We start from the raw sequence: 19412 nt of genomic DNA on the forward strand, positions 1-19412 counted from the left end.
GACCATCACGCCCGCACCGACACCCTCCGCCGCGCCACCACCGGCACCCGACGACCGCTAACCTGACCCCGCTCCCGGGTGGGGACTTTCGGTGAGCACACCTGGGGAGATTCGGCGAGCGCCATCACTACTGGGAAAGGCTCAGTGGCCGGGGGGAGTCTTGAGGGCCGCAGCGATTTGCGGTGCGGCTGTACAGCCGTGCCTGGGGTCATGACGCCCCCCTAGTCAAGAGTCACAGGCAGGACCGTGTGCCACCGGTTGGGGCAGTGATCAGGCCGTCGCACTCACCTGTTCGCTGCTCTCCACGAGGCCCGTCCAGGAAGGCGGCGGCCTCGACGATGCGTGGAGCGACGCCGAATGTGGGTCGTCGGCACATACGTCACGGCCGTCACGCCTTCCAACGCACCCGGTGCGCCTTCACTGACCCCGGCGGCAGACTGGAGGCGGGGCTCACCGCCATGCCTGACTTGATTGATTCGCCCGCAGACGCAGACGCAGACGCAGAGGCCCAGGCCGCCGTATGGATGATCGGCCTAGGCTTCGCCGACGCAATGCCTACCCAGCTCAGCGGGGACGGTGGTATCGACGTCGTCTCCTTCTGCACGGTTGCTCAGGTCAAATTTCAGGTAGCATCCATGGGCCGGCCGATGCTGCAGCCGCTGCCCGAGTTCGTCGGCACTGCGAGTCCGCGGCCAGACCCGGCCGCGCAGGCCCGGGTGGAGATGTTCATCGTCGAGCAATACGCAGCCGGCCGATCGCTGCGTCAGCTCCCGGAGCTGACCGACCGCTCCTTCTCCGCGGTCCGCAACATCCTCACGCGGCACGGCGTCCACCGCCGGGGCGCTGGCGCGGAAGCGCTCCGTCAAGCCGGCGCCTGAGGACCTGCATCCAGGGCCCCCGCCAATCGCAGCCGCCGAGAGAGAATATGGACGGTCATGGCAGTCCTTGGTCCTTCATCGGGGAGGCGGCTTCGGGACAGCGACAAGGACTCATCCTGTGTTGGGGGCGTCGAGGAAGCGCCCAGCTATCGCGGGAGGCCACCGCTCAGTTCCGGGATCCCGCTGGCTGAGACGATCGCCTTATTGAAACGATGAAGTCTCGCCCAAGCGCGCTACTCGTCGCCCCGTGGCTCCCCTTCGGCGGCCGATTCACTCTTCTGCACCGCGTCCACCATTAATTCGGTGAGCTTTTGAAGAGACGTGACAAGACGACCAGCAACCGACTCGAAAGCGGCCAAGCTGGCCATATTTGCGACACCTAGCGACTCCGCCGCTCTGGCTTGCTGAGACCCAGCTAAGTGTGCAACCCCGCCTTTGGACCGAAAACTTTGGAGGTGACGCAGGATGGCTGTGCAATCAGTCGTGTCGCCAAGCTCGTTAGCGAAGCGCTGTAGAAGGCGCAACGACTGATCACCCTTGTCGAAAGCGCTCAGGTGGCCCTTCAGAGGCCCTACATCGATCCCGTCGATTAGCGATTTGGTGAGGATGAGCAGCGCTGGCCCGAGCGATACTGGATCGTCGGCTACCGGGCCAATCAGTGAGTCAAACTCTGCCTTGATATCACCATCGAGCGCCTTCCATAGCGGTGCCCCAAGCACACGCTGCGACGCCGCGTTGGCCGACTCACGAGCTCGGCGCAAGTCGCCCATAACGTCTCTCGAGCTGGCAAACTGATTCAGAAAGTCGCGTCGGAATCGACCCTCATCCATCTTGCCCTCGGGGGGCACGTTGTATGTGCGCCAATGCCCCCATTCGTCGGATGGGAGATCACGACCAAGGTCTCCTAGATAGACCTCAACCAGTCCTATACTGTTGAACGACAAGTCAATGCCCCAAAGGTCCAGACATGTCAGTCTCGATGACGAGAGCCGATAGCGCGTCGGCTCGGCCGCATATGGCTGGAGAACTTCACGCCTGAAGTAGATCGGGGTCAGGTAGTGGAGTCGTGTGCCATCCCTATCGTAGTACGTTCCCAGCTGATCCGGGTCGCAAGTGTGCGTAAGGGGTTGACCAGTTTCGGGGTCAAGGCCGTAGATGAAGGTAGCGTACTCGCGATCCTGCCTTCGCTCTTCAAAGCGCGGCACTTTAGAGGTCCGTAGACCAGTTAGTACGTATTGACCCATAATCCCCGAAGTGACCGGCCTGTCGCCCATGGTCGTGTCGTGGTCCGCATAGAAGTGAAAGTGGGCCCACTCGTCAACGAATACGTCGTCCACTCTTTCGATCTCTGGGCCGTCCGTCTTGTTGATGTAGTCGAGCTGAAGAACGGCGCTAAGGCCGGCGGCGCTTAGGTACTGTCGCATCTCTAGGGCCCGAACCTCCACCCGCCAACTGTCTTCCGTCAGTTCCCATCGAAGGAGATCCTGTTCTCGTCCAGCTCTATTTAGGTACTTCCATCCAGCGCTCGTCGGGAAAGCGTCCCAGTACCACAAAAACGTGTGGCTGATCTCAATGACAGGCAATGGGGCGCCACTAGGCCTCCGAGCGTGAGCGAAGAAACGGACCTCGATATCGCCCTCTATTGCTGCAAGTCCACCTTCGAACGTGCCATCACCCCAAATGCTGACCTTTCCGAGGTCTCGGCCAATCCACGTTGTCTCCCGCAAGGCCTCTGCAGTTTGATCAATCTTCACTGTGACGCACCCTCGGCCACCGTGCTTGTCTTCCGTGAAGAAGTGCTCTTCTAGGACCAACCAACCCGCGGGAGTCCGGGCAACTGTGCGGAGATCGTCGAGGGGCCAAAGGCCGCCTGGCAGGTTCGTCGGTCTGTTCCATAGATCGGCAAGCGTGTTTGCTGGCGATGGCTCAAGGAATCCAGGAACGGTTGGCATGCTCACGTGCTCCAGTCTATTGCTGGCGATCGCGGGCGGCGCCTCCCGCATACGGCCGGCGAGCCCGGCCTTGTGGACCGGGCTCGCCGACTGTTTGGCAAGTCCTTCCGCGCCTGTGATGCGCCAGCCCTAGGTCATCGACCGGGGCGGGTCTTCAGCGCTCGAAACGTTTTCCGGTGCACCAGGGATCGGTATCTGTGTCGGACGGTGCTGTCAGGCGGCGCCGTCGAGCAGCTTGTCGGCTTCACCGGCCTTGCGCTGCACACGCCGGACCGCACCGCGGTCGACGGGTGTGTCGGTGAGGATCACCTCGTGTCGGACCGTGGTGAACGGGGAGCCCGGACGGACGATGCGTCCCTGCCGCTGGTCGACGCCGGCCTCGTTGTCGGGCAGGCCCAGGGACACCAGGATTCGGCAGAACTGCAGGTTCAAGCCCTCCTGGAGCACCACGGACCCGATGAGCACCCGGACGTCGCGGCTGTCGCGGAAGTCGGCGATCGCGTCGCCCCGGGTGTTCTGCGAGCTCTCGCCGGTGATCGTCACCGAGGGGATGCCCCACTCGGAGAGGCGCTGTTCCAGCGCGGCCAGCTCGTCCAGCGATTCGCCGATCACCAGCACCTTGAGCGCGGGGTCGTCCCGCAACCATCCCCAGATGCTGCGCGCGGCCGCGCTCGCCCCGGCCGAGAAGTGCACGTTGCCCCGGGCGATCCTCTCCTGCGCCTGGTGGCGGGCCAGGGAGTGCCGGATGCGGGCGGTGGCCTGCAGCTGCCGCTGGCGCGGGGCATCCAGCGGCGCGAAGGTGTACGCCACCTCGCAGGTCGGCAGGTCGAGCGACGCCAGTGCGTCCTCCCGGCGTAAGTACTCGACCAGTTCCCGACCCTGACCTGGGCTGTCGATGCGGTCGATCCGGCCGATGAACAACTTGGCCAGGCCCCGTCCCGACCAGTCGCGTTCCGGCAAGGTGGCTAGGAAGGCCAGGGCTTCCCTCTGCTGGGCGGCTCGGTCGGCGCGTTTCTGGTGCGGCTTCTTGGGCCTCTTCTCCTTCGGTGTGGAGACGACGGCCTCACCGATCCCCACCACGCGCCCGTTTTCTCGCCAGACCGGGTACTCGGTCCTGGGGACGGTGTTGCCGTGGACGGTCATGGAGTCTGCGGTCAGGGCGATGGCGTGCCTGGCCTTGGCCAGGATCGAGTGGGCGCCGGCGGGGGTCTTGCGCCTGTCCTTGGGCGTGTGGTGCACCAGGAGGACGGCGATACCTCGGTCGGTCAGGGGGTCCAGGCGGGAGAGGGCGAGGCCGATGTCGGCGTTGCTGTTGACGTCCTTGCCCGGGGCGTAGGAGTACAGGTTGTCGAGGACGACCATCCGCACGCCCGCGCCCTGGCACCGGGTGGCGAGGTCGGCCCACTGTGGGGCGTCGTCCGGTCCCGGTGGGCGGGCAACACCCACGAACTCGGTGTCCGTGGCGCCGAAGCGGCGGGAGTACTCCAAGACATCCCCGGGGTCGGAAGCCAGAACCAGCACCTTCCCCGGGCCTCCGTTGGTGCGGTGCCCCATCCAGTCGCGGCCCTGGCACACCGCCCCGGTCACCGAGACGACGAGGTAGCTCTTGCCAATCTCGCTCTCTCCGTAGAGGAGGGTCAGGCCCGAGTGCAGGATGCCGTCGATCAGGAACAGGTCGCGGTCGCCTTCTTCGTCGAGCACCTGGGCCGGGGTCCTGACACCGTAGGGGGATAGGGCTGCCCAGGACCGGTCCGTCGAGGGCGACAGGGGGACGACGGAGGTCACCACTGTGATGCCTCCTGTGCCTGCGTCTCGAGCCAGACGTCCACGTCTGTCCGCCGATAGCGCAGGTGTTTTCCCACCTTGTAGCGCTTGGGGCCGAGGCCGCGACTCGACCAAGCATGCAGTGTCGCCTTGGGGATGCCGAGGTACTCCGCAACGTCATTGACCGAGAGCATTCTGTCGTTCATCAACGCCATTCCTGAGCAGTTCCTGTGTCGCCTTCGCTTGGCGACGAATGGCACCGTACGGCAACCGCCCGGCTACTGCCAGTAGCACTCCGCGCCTCTCGGGCAGCCTGGGCCGAGGCGCCCAATGAGCCAGTCGACGAACTGCTCCGCGTGCTCAGAGGACATGCAAAGCTGCTGCTCAGTACGGCCTTCGGGGAGTCAGAGCAGGGCTCAGCCGCCTCGTTCGTGGGCGCTGACGGACCCGAGTGAAATGGGGTAAAGGCGCCTTGACGGGCTCCCGAGGGTGATGGGCCCGGGGCGGGGTGTCAGGCCCTCCAGGCCGCACGGCTGCATCAGGAAAGGCACTTCCTGGCCGCCGTTGCCTTCTAGGTCTCGACCCCACTCCTCGCCGGCTTCTAGTCGATGTGAATTTACTCACTTGCGCACATTCCATGTGTTCGGACAAGATGCAGTCGCGACGGCGACTGTCTGACGAGTCACCTCGAGTGACGAGGCGCCTTCCCCTGCGCTCTGTCGATGCCCTTGGGGCAGGCTCTCGCAGCCGCGGCGGAGAGAGGTCGATCCGGGCTCGGGCTAGTCCGTGCCGGTGCAGGACCGGTCGCCTCTCGCCGGGCTCCAGCGTTTCGGTCGAACACGTGTGCCCGGCGGTCGGGCTTCCCGGATGGAGGCGGAGGGATGGCGAAGGTCTACAGGAGAGTTCGTCCACGAGCAGGCAAGCCTGACTTGGTCACCTACGAGGCCCGCTGGCGCGAGCCGGACGGCCGGCAGAGGAAGCGCTCCTTCAGGAAGAAGTCCGATGCGGAGCGCTACAAGACGTCGATCGAGTCCAGCCTGCTCACGGGTGGCTACGTCGACCCCACGCGCGCCCGTGTGACGGTCGGCGCGTACGCCGAGCAGTGGATGGGGGGCAGGACCGCTCTCAAGCCGAAGACCATCGCCTCGTACCGGACGCTGCTGAACAATCGCGTCCTGCCTCGCTGGGGGGGCGTCCGCCTTGACCGCGTGACCTACGAGGACGTGGCCGCCTGGGTGGCGGAGATGTCGACGGCGCTCTCGCCGTCGACGACGCGGCAGGCCTACCAGCTGCTGACTTCCATGCTCGACCAGGCGGTTAAGGGGCGGCGGCTCGCGATGAACCCGGCGGCCGGCGTGGAACTACCCCGCCTCCCGCGGAAGTCCAGGCGCTACCTGTCGCACGAGGAGGTCGGCCGTTTGGCCGACGCTTGCAGGGAGGACGGGATCATCGTCTTGATGCTCGCCTACACCGGCATCCGTTGGGGTGAGCTGGCCGCGATCCGCGTGCGCTGCGTCGCTCCGGGGGTGCGCCGCATCCACATCGAGGAGGCCATGACCGAGGTCGACGGCAAGGCGGTGTTCGGCTCCCCGAAGACGCACGCCGATCGGTGGGTCGCGATCCCCGGGTTCCTCCGGGATGACATCTCCGCGGTGATGGCCGGGAAGTCGCCCGACGACCTCCTGTTCACCTCGCCGAAGGGCGAGGTTCTACGGGTCGGGAACTTCCGTCGCGCCAGGTTCGACCGGGCCACCGCCGGTGTGGGGCTGGTGGGCCTCGTCCCGCACGAGCTGCGCCACACCGCCGCCAGCCTAGCCATCGCCTCCGGAGCGAACGTGAAAGCCGTCCAGTCGATGCTGGGGCACGCTAGTGCCGCCATGACCTTGGACCGCTACTCGCACCTCTTTGACGACCAGTTGGAGTCGGTGGCCGACCGCCTCCACGAGGCCCGTGAGCGGAGGGCTGTGCCCCCGTTGTGCCCCCAGGGCACCGTGACGACCTTGGCGGATCACGCGGCAGGGCGCTGACCAGCCGCTATGTGAGTGCCCCCGGCAGGATTCGAACCTGCGACACACGGTTTAGGAAACCGATGCTCTATCCCCTGAGCTACGGGGGCTCGTCGGCAGCCGCGCCGACCGGGGCGTACGGCGAGGAGGGTATCGGCCCACCCCTTCCCTCCCCGAGCCGGGCGGCGGCCCGGACGCCCCGGGCGCACTACCGTCGGGACATGACGGGTCTGCTGGCGGCGCTGGTCCTGGTCGCCGTTCTGGCCGTCGTCGTGGTGTGGGTCGCCTCGCCCGACCGGCGGGCGCGGCTGTCGGCCGGTCGCCAGGCCGCCCTCCCGCCGCGGGAGCGCGCCCTGCTGGCCGACGCGGTGGCCGCGGCGCGTTGGACGCCGGCGCACGACGAGGTCGACGGCCGGACCCGCGTGCTGCTGCGCCGGTCCTACACCGGGCTCGACGGGCTGCCCGTGCTGCTGGAGGAGCGGGTCTTCACCGACTTCCCCGCCGACGACCCGGCGTGGGAGGCCCGGTTCACCGAGGCCATGGCCGGCGCGCGCTTCCGGTGCACCTACCTCAACAACGAGGAGCACGGGGCCTGATCCGGCCCGCTGTGGACGCTCGGACCCCCTGGGGACAGCGGGCGGGCCGGCGTCGTCGGCCGTCGTGACGGTGTCCTCCCCGACCCGAGGGAGACACCGTGGACACCCCCACCCCGACGCCGGCCGAGCTCGAGCAGCACCTGCGCTCCCTGGCCGGAGCCCTGACCGGACCGCGGGACGCCGAGTGCGTCCTCTGCTACGTCGACCGCATGCTCGACGCCTTCGGCTGCGACGGCACCCTGCGCTGGGCCGGCCGCTGGCGGGATCTGCGGTTGCCCCGGGCGGCCGGCCTGGAGCGCCGGCTGGCGTCGCGCGGCGGTTGCTGCGACTGCGAGGTGTTCCTCAACGGCTGGACCTACCGCGACGACCTGCAGGCGGTCGGCGAGGACGGCGAACCCGACTGGCCGGCGGTGCACCCGTCCTGCGCCGGCGTTGGTCCCCGGTCGGCGCAGCCGTGCGCCAACTGGGTCCCCCTCCGCGGGGCCCGCTGGTGACGGGGCGCAGGATGGGGCCATGGGACAGGTCGTCGCCACCGCTGAACGCGTCGTCCGGGCACCGGCCGACCGGGTCCGCTCCGGGCTCGCCGACTACACCGGCGCCCGCCGCGAGGCGCTGCCGGAGCAGTTCTCCGACTACCGGGTCGAGGCCGGCGGCCAGGGCGCGGGCACCCGCGTCGCGTGGCGGTTCGCCGCCACCTCGAAGCGGGTCCGCGAGCAGCTGGTCGAGGTCTCGCAGCCCGACGCCGACACCCTGGTCGAGCGCGACACCCGCTCGTCGATGGTGACCACCTGGACCGTCCACCCGACCGATGCCGGCAGCACCACCGTCCGGGTGCGCACCACCTGGGACGGCGCGAGCGGCGTCGGCGGCTTCTTCGAGCGCACCTTCGCACCGAGGGGGCTGCGCCGGGTGCACGAGGACCTGCTCGGCCGGCTCGAGCGGCAGCTGGGCCCGGCGGCCTGACGCCCGGCGCCGGTGGGGCCGCGGGCGGGTCGGCGGCGCGCGACCGGATCGCGGGGGACCATGGCGGGGTGACCGCCGTCCCCGCGACCTACGCGCTCCCCGGGCCGCCCGCGGCCGCGGCCCCGACCGTGGACGAGCCCGCTCTCGGCGCGCTGGCCGAGCTCGTCGGCGACGGCGACGTCGTCGTCCTCTCCGGAGCCGGGCTGTCCACCGACTCGGGCATCCCCGACTACCGGGGCGCCACCGGGTCGCTGCGCCGGCACACGCCGATGACGTACCAGACGTTCCTCCGCGACCCGCGCGGCCGGCACCGGTACTGGGCGCGCAGCTTCGTCGGCTGGCCGCGGATCGCGGCCGCCCGCCCCAACGGCGGGCACCGGGCGGTCGCCGACCTCCAGCGCGCCGGGCTGCTCTCCGGCGTCATCACGCAGAACGTCGACGGCCTGCACCAGGCGGCCGGTGCCGCCGGCGTCCTCGAGCTGCACGGCGGCCTGGACCGCACGGTGTGCCTGGCCTGCGGGGACCTCGCCGACCGCTGGGAGCTCGACGCCCGGCTCCGGGCGGCCAACCCGGCGTTCGGCCCGGACGCCGAGGAGGTCAACCCCGACGGCGACGCCGAGCTGCCCGACGAGGTGCTCGACGGGTTCGTCATGGTCGACTGCCGCGCCTGCGGCCGCGGTCCGCTCAAGCCCGACGTCGTCTTCTTCGGCGAGACCGTGCCGCGGGACCGGGTCGACCGCTGCTTCGCCATGGTGGAGGACGCCGCCGCCCTGCTGGTCCTCGGCTCCTCGCTGACCGTCATGAGCGGCTACCGGTTCGTGCTGCGGGCGGAGAAGCTCGGCATCCCGGTCGGGCTGGTCAACCTCGGGCCCACCCGGGGCGACGCGAAGGTCGCCGTCCGCGTCGACGCCCCGCTCGGCACGGTGCTGCCCGAGCTGGCCCGTCGCGCCGCCCCGCGCCCGGCCTGAGCGCGCCCGCGGCCGGGCCTGCCCCCGCTGACCGGGCGGGCCGCGTCGGCCTCGGCGAGGATCGGGCGCGATGCAGACCTTCCTGCCCGTCGCCGACTTCGAGGAGAGCGCCCGGCTGCTGGACTCGCCCCGCCTGGGCAAGCAGCGCGTCGAGACGCTCCAGGTGCTGCGGGCCCTGGAGCTGCCCGACTACGGCTGGACCTCCCACCCGGTGGTGCGCATGTGGCGCGGCCGGACGCCCGCGCTGGTGGCCTACGGGCTGGCGGTGGTCCGGGGGTGGCGGGAACGGGGGTTCGCCGACACGACGCACAGCCTCATCGCGGAGTTCGCCCCCGACGTGGTGGGGGTCGCCCAGGAGGAGCTGGCCCGCGCCGGGCTGCTGCCCACGTGGGTCGGCGACGAGGCGCTGCACCGCTCGCACCGGTCCAACCTGCTGGCCAAGGAGCCCGGGTTCTACCGCGAGCGCTTCGTCCCCCTGTTCGGCCCGGAGCCCGACGACCTGCCCTACGTCTGGCCGGAGCCCGACGACCTGCCGCCGGCACCGCCCCCCGAGGGGGTGGCGGTGTGGGTCGTCCGGCCCCGCGCGCACACCGAGCTGGGTGCCTTCCTGGCCGCCGGCGTGGTGGGCCTCGGGACCCAGTCGGGCATCGACGTCGACGCCACCGGGCTGACCCCCGCGGAGCTGCGGGCCCTCGCCCGGGAGGTCTCGGGCCGCCGCCCGGCCAAGGACCTCCGCCAGCTGTCCGCCTTCCTCGACGAGGTCCGGCCCGGCGACCGGGTGGGCCTGCCCGTCGAGCGGGGGGCCGGGCTGCTGCTCGGCGAGGTCGTGGGCGGCTACCGGTTCGAGGGGCGCGAACTGCTGCCGCACCGGCGCCCGGCCCGCTTCGACCGGGTGGTGCCGCGGGCCGCGGCCCTGCCCCCGGCCACGCTCCAGGACCCCCGCGCCCTCTTCCGCGTCGTCCTCGACCCCGCGCACGTCCCCGGCGGCTGAGGCCTCACGCCCCCGGCAGCGGCACGTTCTGCAGCCGGACCTGCCCGCGCGCCACCGCCTTGCCGTCCGAGGCCCGCGTCAGCGTGACCAGCCACAGCTGGAGGGTGCGGCCCTGCTGGACCGGCTCGGCGAGGACGTCGAGCCGGTCGGCGGTCACCGGCCGGAGAAAGTCGGTGCTGTTGTTGACCCCGACGGCGAACTGGCCGCGGTCGGCGACCGCGGCGCTCGCGCCGATGCTGGCGGCCGACTCCACCACCGTGCAGTAGACGCCGCCGTGGACCACGCCCCACGGGGTGTGCTGGTCCGGCCCGAGCTCCACCGTGCCGGTCACCCGCGTGCCGCTCACCTCGCCGACGGTGAAGCCGGACGCCGCGACGAACCGGCTCGGCCGCCGCAGGCCCTCGGGGCCGCTCACGCGTTCCACACCAGGCAGAAGGGGTGCCCGACCGGGTCGGCGTAGACGCGGAAGTCGCCGCCCTCGCCGGGCAGCCGGCGGGCGCCGAGGGCGAGGACCCGCGGCTCGGCCTCCTCCACGTCGGCGACCCGGACGTCGAGGTGGAACTGCTGGGGACGGGCCGGGTCGGGCCAGTCCGGTGGCTGCAGGTCCGGCGCCTGCTGGAAGGCCAACCGGTACCCCTGGCCGGTCACCACCACCCAGTCGTCGCCCGGCCCGCCCTTCGACACCTCCATCCCGAGCAGCCCGGCGTAGAAGGTGGCGAGCGCGTGCGCGTCGGGCGCGTCGATGACGACGGAGTGCAGCTGGCCGATCATGGCGGTCATCCTGCAGCGGCGGCCCGGGCCGCGCACCAGCGCGGACCCCTCGTCGGGCGCCCGGGGCCGCGGGGGAGGATCGGCTCCGTGCACCCGACGCCCACCCTCGGCTCGCTGACCTGGGTCCCCGCGACCGACCGGCCCGAGCTGCTCGGCCCGCAGGTGGCCGCCGCCCTCCCCGGGCTGGCCGGACCGGCGTGGGTGGCCGAGATCGACGACGCCCTGGCCGACACCGCCGCCTTCACCGAGGCCTACGGCGTCCCGCTGGAGGTCTCGGCCAACTGCGTCGTCGTGGCGACCCGGCGGGCCGGTCAGACCGCGCTGGCGGCCTGCCTGGTGCCGGCGACCACGCGCGCGGACGTCAACGGCCTGGTGCGGCGGCACCTCGGCGCCCGCAAGGCGTCCTTCGCCCCGCAGGACGTCGCCGTGGCCGAGAGCGGCATGGCCTACGGCGGCATCACGCCGATCGGGCTGCCGGAGAGCTGGCCGCTGCTGGTCGACCCGGCCGTGGTCGCCGCCGACCTCGTCGTGGTGGGCTCCGGCACGCGCGGGAGCAAGCTGGCCGTCCCGGGCGCGGTGCTGGGGGCGCTGCCCGCCGTCCAGGTGCTCGAGGGCCTGGGCCGCCCGGTGGACGCCGACCCCGCTCCGCCGGCCGCGGCGTCGCCGCCGGGCCCAGCGGGGGGCCCGGCCCCCGACGACCGCGACGTCGGCTGGGGGGAGCGGCCCGAGGAGCTCGCCGCCGACGACCGCCGCTACCTGGAGGACCGGCCCCCGCACTGGGGCAGCGACTGAGCTACAGCTGCCCCGGCAGGGTCGTCGTGCCCGGGCCGGACCGGTCGGGGCCGCCGCCGAGGCCCTGCTGGGAGCGCAGCAGGTCGCGGATCTCGGCCAGCAGCTCCACCTGGGTGGGCTCGGCCGGCCCCGCCTCCTCGCCGCGCCGGCGCCGCTCGATGAGCGCCTTCATCGGCAGCACGACGAGGAAGTACACGACGGCCGCGGTCAGCACGAAGGTGATCACCTGGCTGACGAACGCGCCCCAGGTGAACGTCTGGCCGTTGACGGTGAACGTCCCGCCGAGCTCGCCGCCGCCGCCGACGAGGCCGATCAGCGGGGTGAGGAACGACTCGGCGAAGGAGTTGACCACCGCGGTGAAGGCGGTGCCGATGACGACGGCGACCGCGAGGTCGACCACGTTGCCGCGCAGCAGGAAGTCCTTGAAGCCCTTCAGCATGCCCCCATCCAGCCACACCTCGTGCGGACCCGTCCACGCTGCGTCGATCACGCCGGGCGGTGGGTCGATCACGCCGGGCGGCGCCCGCTCACGCCGGCGGCGGGAGGCTGAGGGTCAGCGTGGCCGCCGTCGCCGCCGCGGCGAGGTCGGCGGCGGTCCCGGCGTCCACGGCGAGCAGCAGCAGCCCCTCGGCGGCCCCCTCCGGCCGCGGCGCGGCGAGGACCAGCGCACCGGCGGCGACGACCGCCGCCCGGCCCTCGCCGGGAGCGGTGGCCAGCACGTCGACGCGGTCGCCGGGGGAGACCAGCGCGCTGACCGCGAGGTCCGCCGGGCGCACCGGCGCGGCGACCTGCCCCTCGGCCAGGAGTGCGGTCAGCCCGCCGCCCACGAGGCGGACGTCGGTCACCGGCTCACCCGCGCGCAGGCCGGCGGCCAGCACCTGGCCGGTCACCTCGGCGGCGGCCACCACCCCGGACGGGACCAGGCCGGGTGGCCAGCGGGCCACGGTGAGGTCCGCCGCGCCCAGGAGCGTCCCGGGCGGCAGGTCGCGGGCGGCCACGACGACCGGGACCGGCGCGGGGCCCGGCGCGCCCCCGGGCGGCGGTGCGGGGCGGAGCGCGAGGACCAGCGCGGCACCGGCCAGCAGGGCGGCGAGCACCTGGCGGGCGGCGTACCGCAGGGAACGGGGACGGCGCAGACGGACCACGCCCCCACGCTGGCCTGACGAGGACCGGCGCGGGGGCGCGGGAGCGGGGCTGTGGAGGGGCGGCCGGCCTGTGGACCGGCCGCCGTCAGGCCGAGGCGGCCTTGCTCGACGAGCTGGGCGACGAGGACGAGGCGGCCGTCTTCGACCCCGACGACGACGCGTTCGACGACGTGCCCGAGGACGACGTCGACGACGACCCGCCCGAGTCCCCGCCCGACGAGGAGGTGGACGCCTTGCCGTTGTCGGACGAGGCGGTCGTGCGGCTGTCGGTGCGGTAGAAGCCGGAGCCCTTGAAGACCACGCCCACCGAGCCGTACACCTTGCGGACCGTGCTGCCGCACGTCGGGCACTCGGCGACCGGGGCGTCGGTGAAGGACTGCACGACCTCGAACTCGTGCCTGCCGTCGGTGTTGGTGCAGGCGTACTGGTAGGTGGGCACGGCGGGAGCACTCCTCGTGGGGACGGGCCGGGTTGGCACTCTCACCCGGTGACTGCCAATGATGCGCGCCACGCGGCCGTCCGTCCATCTCCTGCCGGCGAGCGACACGTCCGCGCGCTCCACGAACGCGACCGCGGGTCGCCCGCCCCGAGGCGGGGCACGCGACGGCCCCCGTCGCCGAGCACCCGCGGGGCGCGAGGCCCTGGTGCGCCCGCCGGCGCTCAGGAGTCGGCGGGCAGTGGGCGGGTGGGCCACTCGAGCAGTCGCGCGCCGAGCACGGCGGCGTGCAGCGAGAACCGCTGGTCCGGCCGCGACACGCGGCACCCGGTCAGCTGGGCGACCCGCGCCAGCCGGTAGGTCACCGTCCGGACGGAGACGTGCAGGTGCCGGGCGGCCTCGGTGGCGACGTCCCCGGCGTCGAAGTAGGCCTGCAGGGTGCCGATCAGCACGTCGGCTCCGCCGCGGGCCCGTTCCAGCGGGCCGAGCACGTCGCGGACCAGGTCCACCATCGCCGCCTGGTCGCGACCGAGCACCCGGTACACCAGCAGGTCGCGGGCGTGCACCACGTCGGCGTCCAGGCCCAGCCGGTCCGCGACGCCCAGCGCCTCGCGGGCCTCCTCGTAGCTGCGGGGCACGCCCCACACGCCGGGGAAGGCCCGCCCGGCGGCCACCCGCCATCGGCCGGCGACCCTCAGCCGTCGCAGGTCCTGCTGCAGCAGCGTGCCGATGTCGGTCCCGCGCGCTGCGGCGCCCGCGGGCGTCGCGGCGCTGGGCAGGACGACGACGATGCGGCCGTCCTTCACGGCGACCAGCACCTCCCGGTCGCCGAAGCGGTCCACCACGGCACGTTCCAGCGCGGTGGCAGCCCGGTCGATGCGGCCGCCGGCGTCGCGCGGGGCGACCAGCGCGACGTGGTGCGGCTTGCCCAGGTCGACGCCGAACGGCTCGGCGCGCTCGACCATCCGGGAGACGTCGGCGTCACCGCGGAGCAGGTCGTCGACGAACTCCGCGCGGAGCGCCTCCTCGCGGCGGATCAGCTCCCGCCGCTCGGCCTGGTGCCCGTCGACGAGCACGCCGACGGCGTCGTCGAGGACGCGCAGCACGGCCTCGGCCGCGGCACGGACCTTGTCGGGATCGCGGGAGCGCTCGACGACCGGCAGCTGCCGCCACAGCCGCCACGCGGCGGACAGGTACAGGTCCACCGCACGGCGCGCCGACGCCCTGCGCGGCCGCGCTCCGGCCGAGCTCGCGGACCGCGTCGAGCTCCCACGCCTGGGCGCGCCGTCCGCGGACGGCCGCGTCGGCCAGCAGCGGCAGGTACTCGCCGAGCAGCTCGGCCGGAGCCTGCACGGCGGCCGCAGCCGCCTGCCCGACCGAGGCGAGCCACTCCTCCGAGGCCGCGGCCGGCCGGCCGGTGGGCGGACGTCCGGCGTCGGGCATGTGCGCTCCTCTCATCCCGCCGTACCCGCGGTGGGCTCGGTGGCACGCGCGCCAGCGTGCCCCATCCGAGCGGGCGAACCCGCGGCCGGAGGCGCGGGTGGGCAGCGCGGGCCGACCCGCGGCAGGGCGGCGCCACCCGCCGGTGGTCGCCGGCGGGTGGGTGGGGGTCAGCGCAGCGGGTCGAACGGTGCGGGTTCCGGCGGCGCCTCCCCTTGAGGACCGTCCGGGCGACCAGCTGACCGGTGACCGGGCCGAGCACGATGCCCCACATGCCGTGGCCGCCGGCGACGAAGACCCGCGGGGAGGCGGTGGCGCCGAGCAGCGGCAACCCGCCCGGCGTGCACGGGCGCGAGCCGACCCACTCGTCGCACCGGTCGTCGAGGTCGGCGCCGGCGAGGAACGGGCGGACGGCGTCCACGATCACGGCGGTGCGACGCGGGTCGAGCGGGTCACCCGGGCGGCGGAACTCCATCATCCCGGCCAGCCGCAGCCGGTCGCCCATGGGCGTGCAGGCCACCCGCTGGGCCGGGAAGTGCAGCGGGCCGCGCGGCATCCGGTCCACCGGCACGCTGAAGCTGCACCCGCGGCCGGCCTGCACCGGCTGCCGCACCCCGAACCGCCCGGCCAGGCGGCCGAGCTCGGCGCCGGTGGCGACGACGACCGCGTCGTGCCGCTGGTGCTGCCCGGCGGCGGTGACGACGGTGACCCCGCCACGGGTCTGCCCGAGGTCGGCCACCCCGCTGCCCTCGACCAGCTCACCGCCGCGCTGCCGCACCGCGGCGGCCAGGGCCCGGACGTGCTCCGGCGGGTGCAGGGAGCGCTGGCCGCGGATGTCCACCGCCGCGCCCACCCGATCGGTCAGCGCCGGCTCCATCTCGCGGGCACGCCGGCCGGTGACCGGGCGGCCGCTGACCTCCTGCCCGGCGGCGCGGACGGCCTCCAGCTCGGCGCACAGCCGCTCGGCCTCGCGCGCGCGGCGGAAGCACGCCAGGAACGGTCGGGCCGGACGTGTCCTCGCGGGCACCCCGGCGGCGGCGAGGACGTCGAAGGCCTCCAGCGCCCGGGCGTTCACCGGCGCGTAGGCGGCCATCCCGGCCCGCCACCGCCGCGGGGTGCTGTGCGCGACGAAGCCGGCGAGGAAGCGCAGCAGCGTCCGGTCGGCGCGCGGCGGCAGGTACACCGGCGAGCGGGGGCTGACCACCGCGCGCAGCCCGTGGCGCAGCACCGACGGCTCGGGCAGCGGCGCGGTCGGCGCGGGGGCCAGCCAACCGGCATTGCCCCAGGAGGCGCCGGCCCCGGCGGAGGCGCGCTCGCAGACGGTGACCTGCACGCCGGCCTCCTGCAGGAACCAGGTGCAGGACAGGCCCACCATGCCGGCCCCGATCACGGCGACCTGCCGCGGCGAGCCGGAGGCGGGCGCCGGGCGGTGCTGACGGGACGAGGGCATGCCTGCTCCTTCCCCGGTGCTCGTGCCACCGGGAAGGGGCGACGGGCCAGGACCGGGCCCGTGCCGAGGGGGACGACGGCGCGGGCTCAGCGCGCCTGCTGGCACGTGACGCAGCCGGCCGCGAACGGCCGGCACTCCAGCCGCTCGACGGGGATGGCGGCGCCGCAGTGCACGCAGGTGCCGTAGGTCCCGGCGGCGATCCGCGCCAGCGCTGCGTCGATCTCCTCGATCGTGCGGAGCAGGGTGGCGGCGCGGTTGACCGCGACCGGGTCCTGCACCGGCGCGGCCGTCTCGGCCAGGGCGAGTTCGCGCTGCCGGACGCAGTCGGCCCGCTGGTCCTCGAGCGCCGCCCGGAACGGTGCCCAGTCCGGCGACGCGATGGTGGCGGGGGTGGCGAGGGTGGTCATGGGGGTTCTCCAGGGACGGTGAGCAGCGCACCCCGGCGGAGCGGGGCGCGCAGGACGAGACGGGGGCCGGAGGGGTCAGCGGCTCGCCGGTGGCGCCCGGTCCTGGCTGCGTCGCAGCACGTCCAGGCCGCGCAGCCCCCGGGCCCGGAGGCCCGTCGCCAGGGCCAGCAGCTCGCCACCGGACACCGGTGCGGATCGGGGGACGAGCGACCCGGTGGGTGCGGCGACCCCGGCCGGACGGGTGATCGGCACGGGCAGCGGGTCCACCCCGGTTCCCCCTCTCTCGGTGTCGCGGGTCGGTGGGGGCCACGGGACCCGGCCGGCCGGAGCGCGGAGCGCACGGCAGCCCGGCGCCGACGGGCTCGCCGCCGGCCGAGGTGGTCCTCCATCTGAACCGACCATGCCTCGCACGTCCTGGCCGGTCCACGGCAGCGGTCGGTCAACTTGAGGCCTCGACTGCTTGCCGGTGACCGGCAGCACGCGGTCGACGAGCGGACCCGTGGCCGCCCGCCCCCGACCTCCCCGGCCCCGGAGGCGGGGCGCAGGCCGAGCGGCCCTGTACCCGGGGTCGGAGCCGTGGGACCCTCCGCGCCAGGGGGACCCGCCGGAGGGAGTCCGACATGAGCACCACGGCAGACCGCTCCGGGACGGTGATCGGCGTCCACGAGGCCGCCTACCTCACCGGCGGGCCCGCCCGGGTGGTCGACGCCGCGGTGGCGGCGCTGGTGCGCGCCGGCCGGGTGCGGGTGACCGCTCCGGGCGAGCTCGCGGCGGCGGCCCCCGCCCGGCAGGAACCGGTGGAGGCCGCCGTCCTCGACGGGATCGGCACCGCGGGCCACCGGTCGATCGACACCGTCCGGTGGCGGCTGGTCGCCGACCCCCGGATCACCGGCCTGGCCCACCGGCTGGAGGAGCAGGGCCTCCTCCGCCGCCGCCTGGCCCCCGCCGCGCGGCGGGGCGACGCCCCGGCCGAGGTCCCGACCCGGGAGGGGCGCCGCGTGATCGCCGCGCTGCGCACCCAGCACGCGGGCGACGACGTCTGGCGGGTGGCGCTCGACGGGCCGGCCGCGGCCCGCGACGAGCGGCTGCGCGCGGCGATCGACCCGTCGGGTCCCACCGCCGACGTCAGCCGCCGGGCCGACCGCGAGGCGCTGCGCCGGCTGGCCGAGTCCGACCCCGCGACCGCGGCGCAGCGCACCTGGGCGACGGCGGTCGGCGGCGGCGTCCTCGGCCTCGGGGTGGACGCGGGCGGCGGGGACGTCTCCGGGGTCGGGGACGGCGGCGGGGGAGGGGGCGACGGCGGGGCCTGATCGGGATTGTTTGAAGTCTCAAGCACTTCGGCGTAGCGTCGGTCCGGCACACCCCACCGCCGAGGAGTTCCCGTGACCGCGCCCACCACAGTCCCGAGCGCCACCGCGGCCGCCGACGCTCGCATCCCCGCCGCGCACCCCTTCGCGGCCCACCTCCGCCGCACCGCGGCCGCCGGCCCGCACCGGGCCTGGACGTCCGACGACGGGCCGCTCCCGAGCCTGTACCTCAGCCACGGCGGCGGGCCGATGCCGTTTCAGGACCCGGCCTGGCTCGCGCCGCTGCACGACTGGGCCCGCGCCCTGCCCCGGCCGCGCGCGGTGCTGGTCGTCTCCGCCCACTGGGAGTCCGCGCCGCTGGCCCTGAGCGCCGCGCGGCCCGCCGAGCTGGTCTACGACTTCGGCGGTTTCGACCCGATCTACCACTGCTTCCGCTACGACACCCCGGACGCCGGCGAGCTCGCCCGGCAGGTCACCGCGCTGCTGCCGGACGCCGGGCAGCCGCACCAGCACGCCCGCCGCGGCCTGGACCACGGGGCCTGGGTGCCGTTGAAGATCATGTACCCGGGCGCCGACGTCCCGGTGCTGCAGCTCTCCCTGCCCACCGACGACCCCGACCGGCTGCTGGCGCTCGGGATGCGGCTGCGCCCGCTGCGCGAGCAGGGCGTGCTGGTCGTCGGGTCCGGCCACATGACGCACGGCCTGCCCTTCCTCACCCGCGAGGTGCTCACCGGCGGGGTCGTGCCCGGCTGGTCGGCCGACTTCGACGCCTGGGCCGCCGAGGCCCTGGCCCGCGGTGACGTCGCCGAGCTGGCCCGCTTCCGCAGCGCCGCACCCGGGATGCCCTACGCGCACCCGACCGTCGAGCACTTCACCCCGCTGTTCGTCGCCCTCGGTGCCGCCACCGACCCGGCCGCCCCGGTCACCACCACGCTGGACGGCTACGCGCTGGGGCTGTCCCGGCGGTCCTTCCAGGCGGCCTGACCCGGCCGGGGCCGACCCGGCCCGCCGCCCCGGCGCCCGACGTACCGTTCCCTGCCGTGGCGCAGAGGTGGCTCGACGAGGAGCAGCAGCGGACCTGGCGGGCGTGGCTGACGGCCGCCGAGCTGCTGCCGCGGGCGCTCGACGCCCAGCTCCAGCGCGACGCCGGGATCACCCACGCGGCCTACGTCGTCCTGGCCATGCTGTCCGAGGCGCCCGGCCGCAGCCGGCGGATGAGCGACCTCGCGCGGCGGGCCAACCAGACCCAGAGCCGGCTGTCGCACACCGTCGCCCGGCTGGAGGAGCGCGGCTGGGTCCGGCGCGAGCGCTCGGCCGAGGACGGTCGCGGCAACGTCGCCGTCCTCACCGACGCCGGGTGGGGCGTCGTCCGCTCGGTCGCCCCCGGCCACGTCGACGCCGTCCGGACGGCGCTGTTCGACCCGCTCACCGAGGAGCAGGCCCGCGTCCTCGGGGAGGCGCTCGAGGCCGTCGTCGAGGCGCTGGACCCCGACCACGTCCTCCGGCTCGACCCCTCCGGCGGCTGACGGGCGCGGGAAGCCCCGGC

General features: G+C 73.7%; 22 protein-coding genes, 1 tRNA gene and 1 pseudogene. 11 read left to right on the top strand and 13 right to left on the bottom strand.

Annotated elements, in window-relative coordinates; translation table 11 throughout:
- Positions 1 to 647 precede the first annotated feature (647 nt).
- Complete coding sequence (locus D0Z06_RS02325) at positions 648 to 878, top strand: helix-turn-helix domain-containing protein (RefSeq protein WP_233517398.1); 231 nt, start codon at positions 648 to 650, stop codon at positions 876 to 878.
- A gap of 233 nt (positions 879 to 1111) precedes the next feature.
- Here D0Z06_RS02325 and D0Z06_RS25055 read toward each other — a convergent pair whose 3' ends face one another.
- The 3 genes from D0Z06_RS25055 to D0Z06_RS27040 form a co-directional block, all read right to left on the bottom strand.
- The gene (locus D0Z06_RS25055) at positions 1112 to 2836 is read right to left on the bottom strand and encodes a hypothetical protein (protein ID WP_147331968.1); all 1725 of its coding nucleotides are present in this window, start codon (positions 2834 to 2836) and stop codon (positions 1112 to 1114) included.
- 207 nt (positions 2837 to 3043) lie between these two features.
- Positions 3044 to 4531 carry an AAA family ATPase gene (locus D0Z06_RS02330; RefSeq protein WP_158579854.1) on the bottom strand — a complete coding sequence of 496 codons (1488 nt, stop codon included), beginning with the start codon at positions 4529 to 4531 and terminating at the stop codon, positions 3044 to 3046.
- An 80-nt stretch (positions 4532 to 4611) separates the two neighbouring features.
- Positions 4612 to 4809 (bottom strand): helix-turn-helix transcriptional regulator, encoded by a 198-nt coding sequence (locus D0Z06_RS27040; protein ID WP_199522076.1) that lies wholly within the window; start codon positions 4807 to 4809, stop codon positions 4612 to 4614.
- A gap of 666 nt (positions 4810 to 5475) precedes the next feature.
- Between D0Z06_RS27040 and D0Z06_RS02340 the strand changes: the two genes are divergently transcribed.
- Entirely contained in the window at positions 5476 to 6621 is a 1146-nt protein-coding gene (locus D0Z06_RS02340) for a tyrosine-type recombinase/integrase (protein WP_117375793.1), read from the top strand.
- Between the two features lie 16 nt (positions 6622 to 6637).
- On the opposite strand, the gene D0Z06_RS02345 is transcribed toward D0Z06_RS02340, so the two are convergent.
- Positions 6638 to 6710, bottom strand: a tRNA-Arg gene (locus D0Z06_RS02345).
- A 111-nt stretch (positions 6711 to 6821) separates the two neighbouring features.
- On the opposite strand from D0Z06_RS02345, the gene D0Z06_RS02350 reads away from it, so the two are divergent.
- The 5 genes from D0Z06_RS02350 (at position 6822) to D0Z06_RS02370 (ending at position 10118) form a co-directional block, all read left to right on the top strand.
- The gene (locus D0Z06_RS02350) at positions 6822 to 7196 is read left to right on the top strand and encodes a hypothetical protein (RefSeq protein ID WP_117375794.1); all 375 of its coding nucleotides are present in this window, start codon (positions 6822 to 6824) and stop codon (positions 7194 to 7196) included.
- Between the two features lie 98 nt (positions 7197 to 7294).
- Positions 7295 to 7690 (top strand): DUF2695 domain-containing protein, encoded by a 396-nt coding sequence (locus D0Z06_RS02355; RefSeq protein WP_233517399.1) that lies wholly within the window; start codon positions 7295 to 7297, stop codon positions 7688 to 7690.
- Between the two features lie 19 nt (positions 7691 to 7709).
- Complete coding sequence (locus tag D0Z06_RS02360) at positions 7710 to 8159, top strand: SRPBCC family protein (RefSeq protein WP_117375795.1); 450 nt, start codon at positions 7710 to 7712, stop codon at positions 8157 to 8159.
- A gap of 68 nt (positions 8160 to 8227) precedes the next feature.
- Positions 8228 to 9127, top strand: coding sequence for an NAD-dependent protein deacetylase (locus tag D0Z06_RS02365; protein WP_117375796.1), 900 nt, complete (start codon positions 8228 to 8230; stop codon positions 9125 to 9127).
- A 70-nt stretch (positions 9128 to 9197) separates the two neighbouring features.
- Complete coding sequence (locus tag D0Z06_RS02370) at positions 9198 to 10118, top strand: MSMEG_6728 family protein (protein ID WP_117375797.1); 921 nt, start codon at positions 9198 to 9200, stop codon at positions 10116 to 10118.
- A 4-nt stretch (positions 10119 to 10122) separates the two neighbouring features.
- Here D0Z06_RS02370 and D0Z06_RS02375 read toward each other — a convergent pair whose 3' ends face one another.
- Positions 10123 to 10533 carry a PaaI family thioesterase gene (locus D0Z06_RS02375; RefSeq protein WP_117375798.1) on the bottom strand — a complete coding sequence of 137 codons (411 nt, stop codon included), beginning with the start codon at positions 10531 to 10533 and terminating at the stop codon, positions 10123 to 10125.
- On the bottom strand, positions 10530 to 10889 hold the full coding sequence (locus D0Z06_RS02380; RefSeq protein WP_199522078.1) for a VOC family protein: 360 nt from the start codon (positions 10887 to 10889) through the stop codon (positions 10530 to 10532). Before D0Z06_RS02380 ends, D0Z06_RS02375 begins: the two co-directional genes overlap by 4 nt.
- 87 nt (positions 10890 to 10976) lie before the next feature.
- On the opposite strand from D0Z06_RS02380, the gene D0Z06_RS02385 reads away from it, so the two are divergent.
- The gene (locus D0Z06_RS02385; RefSeq protein WP_117375800.1) at positions 10977 to 11681 is read left to right on the top strand and encodes a YbaK/EbsC family protein; all 705 of its coding nucleotides are present in this window, start codon (positions 10977 to 10979) and stop codon (positions 11679 to 11681) included.
- A 1-nt stretch (position 11682) separates the two neighbouring features.
- Here D0Z06_RS02385 and mscL read toward each other — a convergent pair whose 3' ends face one another.
- The 7 genes from mscL to D0Z06_RS02420 form a co-directional block, all read right to left on the bottom strand.
- A complete protein-coding gene (gene mscL / locus D0Z06_RS02390; protein WP_117376074.1) occupies positions 11683 to 12120 on the bottom strand; it encodes a large conductance mechanosensitive channel protein MscL in 438 nt (145 codons plus the stop codon).
- An 88-nt stretch (positions 12121 to 12208) separates the two neighbouring features.
- Entirely contained in the window at positions 12209 to 12826 is a 618-nt protein-coding gene (gene cpaB / locus D0Z06_RS02395; RefSeq protein ID WP_117375801.1) for a Flp pilus assembly protein CpaB, read from the bottom strand.
- Positions 12827 to 12911: 85 nt separating this feature from the next.
- Positions 12912 to 13265, bottom strand: coding sequence for an FmdB family zinc ribbon protein (locus tag D0Z06_RS02400; RefSeq protein ID WP_117375802.1), 354 nt, complete (start codon positions 13263 to 13265; stop codon positions 12912 to 12914).
- 221 nt (positions 13266 to 13486) lie between these two features.
- Complete coding sequence (locus D0Z06_RS02405) at positions 13487 to 14368, bottom strand: PucR family transcriptional regulator (RefSeq protein ID WP_199522079.1); 882 nt, start codon at positions 14366 to 14368, stop codon at positions 13487 to 13489.
- Entirely contained in the window at positions 14299 to 16152 is a 1854-nt protein-coding gene (locus tag D0Z06_RS02410) for an NAD(P)/FAD-dependent oxidoreductase (protein ID WP_199522080.1), read from the bottom strand. Before D0Z06_RS02410 ends, D0Z06_RS02405 begins: the two co-directional genes overlap by 70 nt.
- Before the next feature lie 86 nt (positions 16153 to 16238).
- Positions 16239 to 16559 carry a TraR/DksA family transcriptional regulator gene (locus tag D0Z06_RS02415; protein ID WP_117375803.1) on the bottom strand — a complete coding sequence of 107 codons (321 nt, stop codon included), beginning with the start codon at positions 16557 to 16559 and terminating at the stop codon, positions 16239 to 16241.
- 75 nt (positions 16560 to 16634) lie between these two features.
- Positions 16635 to 16826 carry a hypothetical protein gene (locus D0Z06_RS02420; RefSeq protein WP_117375804.1) on the bottom strand — a complete coding sequence of 64 codons (192 nt, stop codon included), beginning with the start codon at positions 16824 to 16826 and terminating at the stop codon, positions 16635 to 16637.
- A gap of 341 nt (positions 16827 to 17167) precedes the next feature.
- Between D0Z06_RS02420 and D0Z06_RS02425 the strand changes: the two are divergent.
- The 3 genes and pseudogenes from D0Z06_RS02425 to D0Z06_RS02435 form a co-directional block, all read left to right on the top strand.
- Positions 17168 to 17869, top strand: a pseudogene (locus tag D0Z06_RS02425) (TIGR04222 domain-containing membrane protein); the annotation flags it as partial.
- A gap of 72 nt (positions 17870 to 17941) precedes the next feature.
- Positions 17942 to 18850, top strand: coding sequence for a dioxygenase family protein (locus tag D0Z06_RS02430; protein ID WP_117375806.1), 909 nt, complete (start codon positions 17942 to 17944; stop codon positions 18848 to 18850).
- A 56-nt stretch (positions 18851 to 18906) separates the two neighbouring features.
- Positions 18907 to 19392 carry a MarR family winged helix-turn-helix transcriptional regulator gene (locus D0Z06_RS02435; RefSeq protein WP_117375807.1) on the top strand — a complete coding sequence of 162 codons (486 nt, stop codon included), beginning with the start codon at positions 18907 to 18909 and terminating at the stop codon, positions 19390 to 19392.
- Positions 19393 to 19412: the final 20 nt, after the last annotated feature.

Origin of the sequence: Geodermatophilus marinus, from assembly GCF_003428645.1 — a bacterium.
GTDB lineage: Bacteria > Actinomycetota > Actinomycetes > Mycobacteriales > Geodermatophilaceae > Geodermatophilus.

Excerpts from the sequence above, each read along its gene's own strand:
- D0Z06_RS02325 (WP_233517398.1), top strand. The coding sequence starts at position 648 with ATGCTGCAGCCGCTGCCCGAGTTCGTCGGCACTGCGAGTCCGCGGCCA.
- D0Z06_RS27040 (WP_199522076.1), bottom strand. The coding sequence starts at position 4,809 with ATGGCGTTGATGAACGACAGAATGCTCTCGGTCAATGACGTTGCGGAG.
- D0Z06_RS02340 (WP_117375793.1), top strand. The coding sequence starts at position 5,476 with ATGGCGAAGGTCTACAGGAGAGTTCGTCCACGAGCAGGCAAGCCTGAC.
- D0Z06_RS02350 (WP_117375794.1), top strand. The coding sequence starts at position 6,822 with ATGACGGGTCTGCTGGCGGCGCTGGTCCTGGTCGCCGTTCTGGCCGTC.
- D0Z06_RS02360 (WP_117375795.1), top strand. The coding sequence starts at position 7,710 with ATGGGACAGGTCGTCGCCACCGCTGAACGCGTCGTCCGGGCACCGGCC.
- D0Z06_RS02370 (WP_117375797.1), top strand. The coding sequence starts at position 9,198 with ATGCAGACCTTCCTGCCCGTCGCCGACTTCGAGGAGAGCGCCCGGCTG.
- D0Z06_RS02380 (WP_199522078.1), bottom strand. The coding sequence starts at position 10,889 with ATGATCGGCCAGCTGCACTCCGTCGTCATCGACGCGCCCGACGCGCAC.
- mscL (WP_117376074.1), bottom strand. The coding sequence starts at position 12,120 with ATGCTGAAGGGCTTCAAGGACTTCCTGCTGCGCGGCAACGTGGTCGAC.
- D0Z06_RS02410 (WP_199522080.1), bottom strand. The coding sequence starts at position 16,152 with ATGCCCTCGTCCCGTCAGCACCGCCCGGCGCCCGCCTCCGGCTCGCCG.
- D0Z06_RS02415 (WP_117375803.1), bottom strand. The coding sequence starts at position 16,559 with ATGACCACCCTCGCCACCCCCGCCACCATCGCGTCGCCGGACTGGGCA.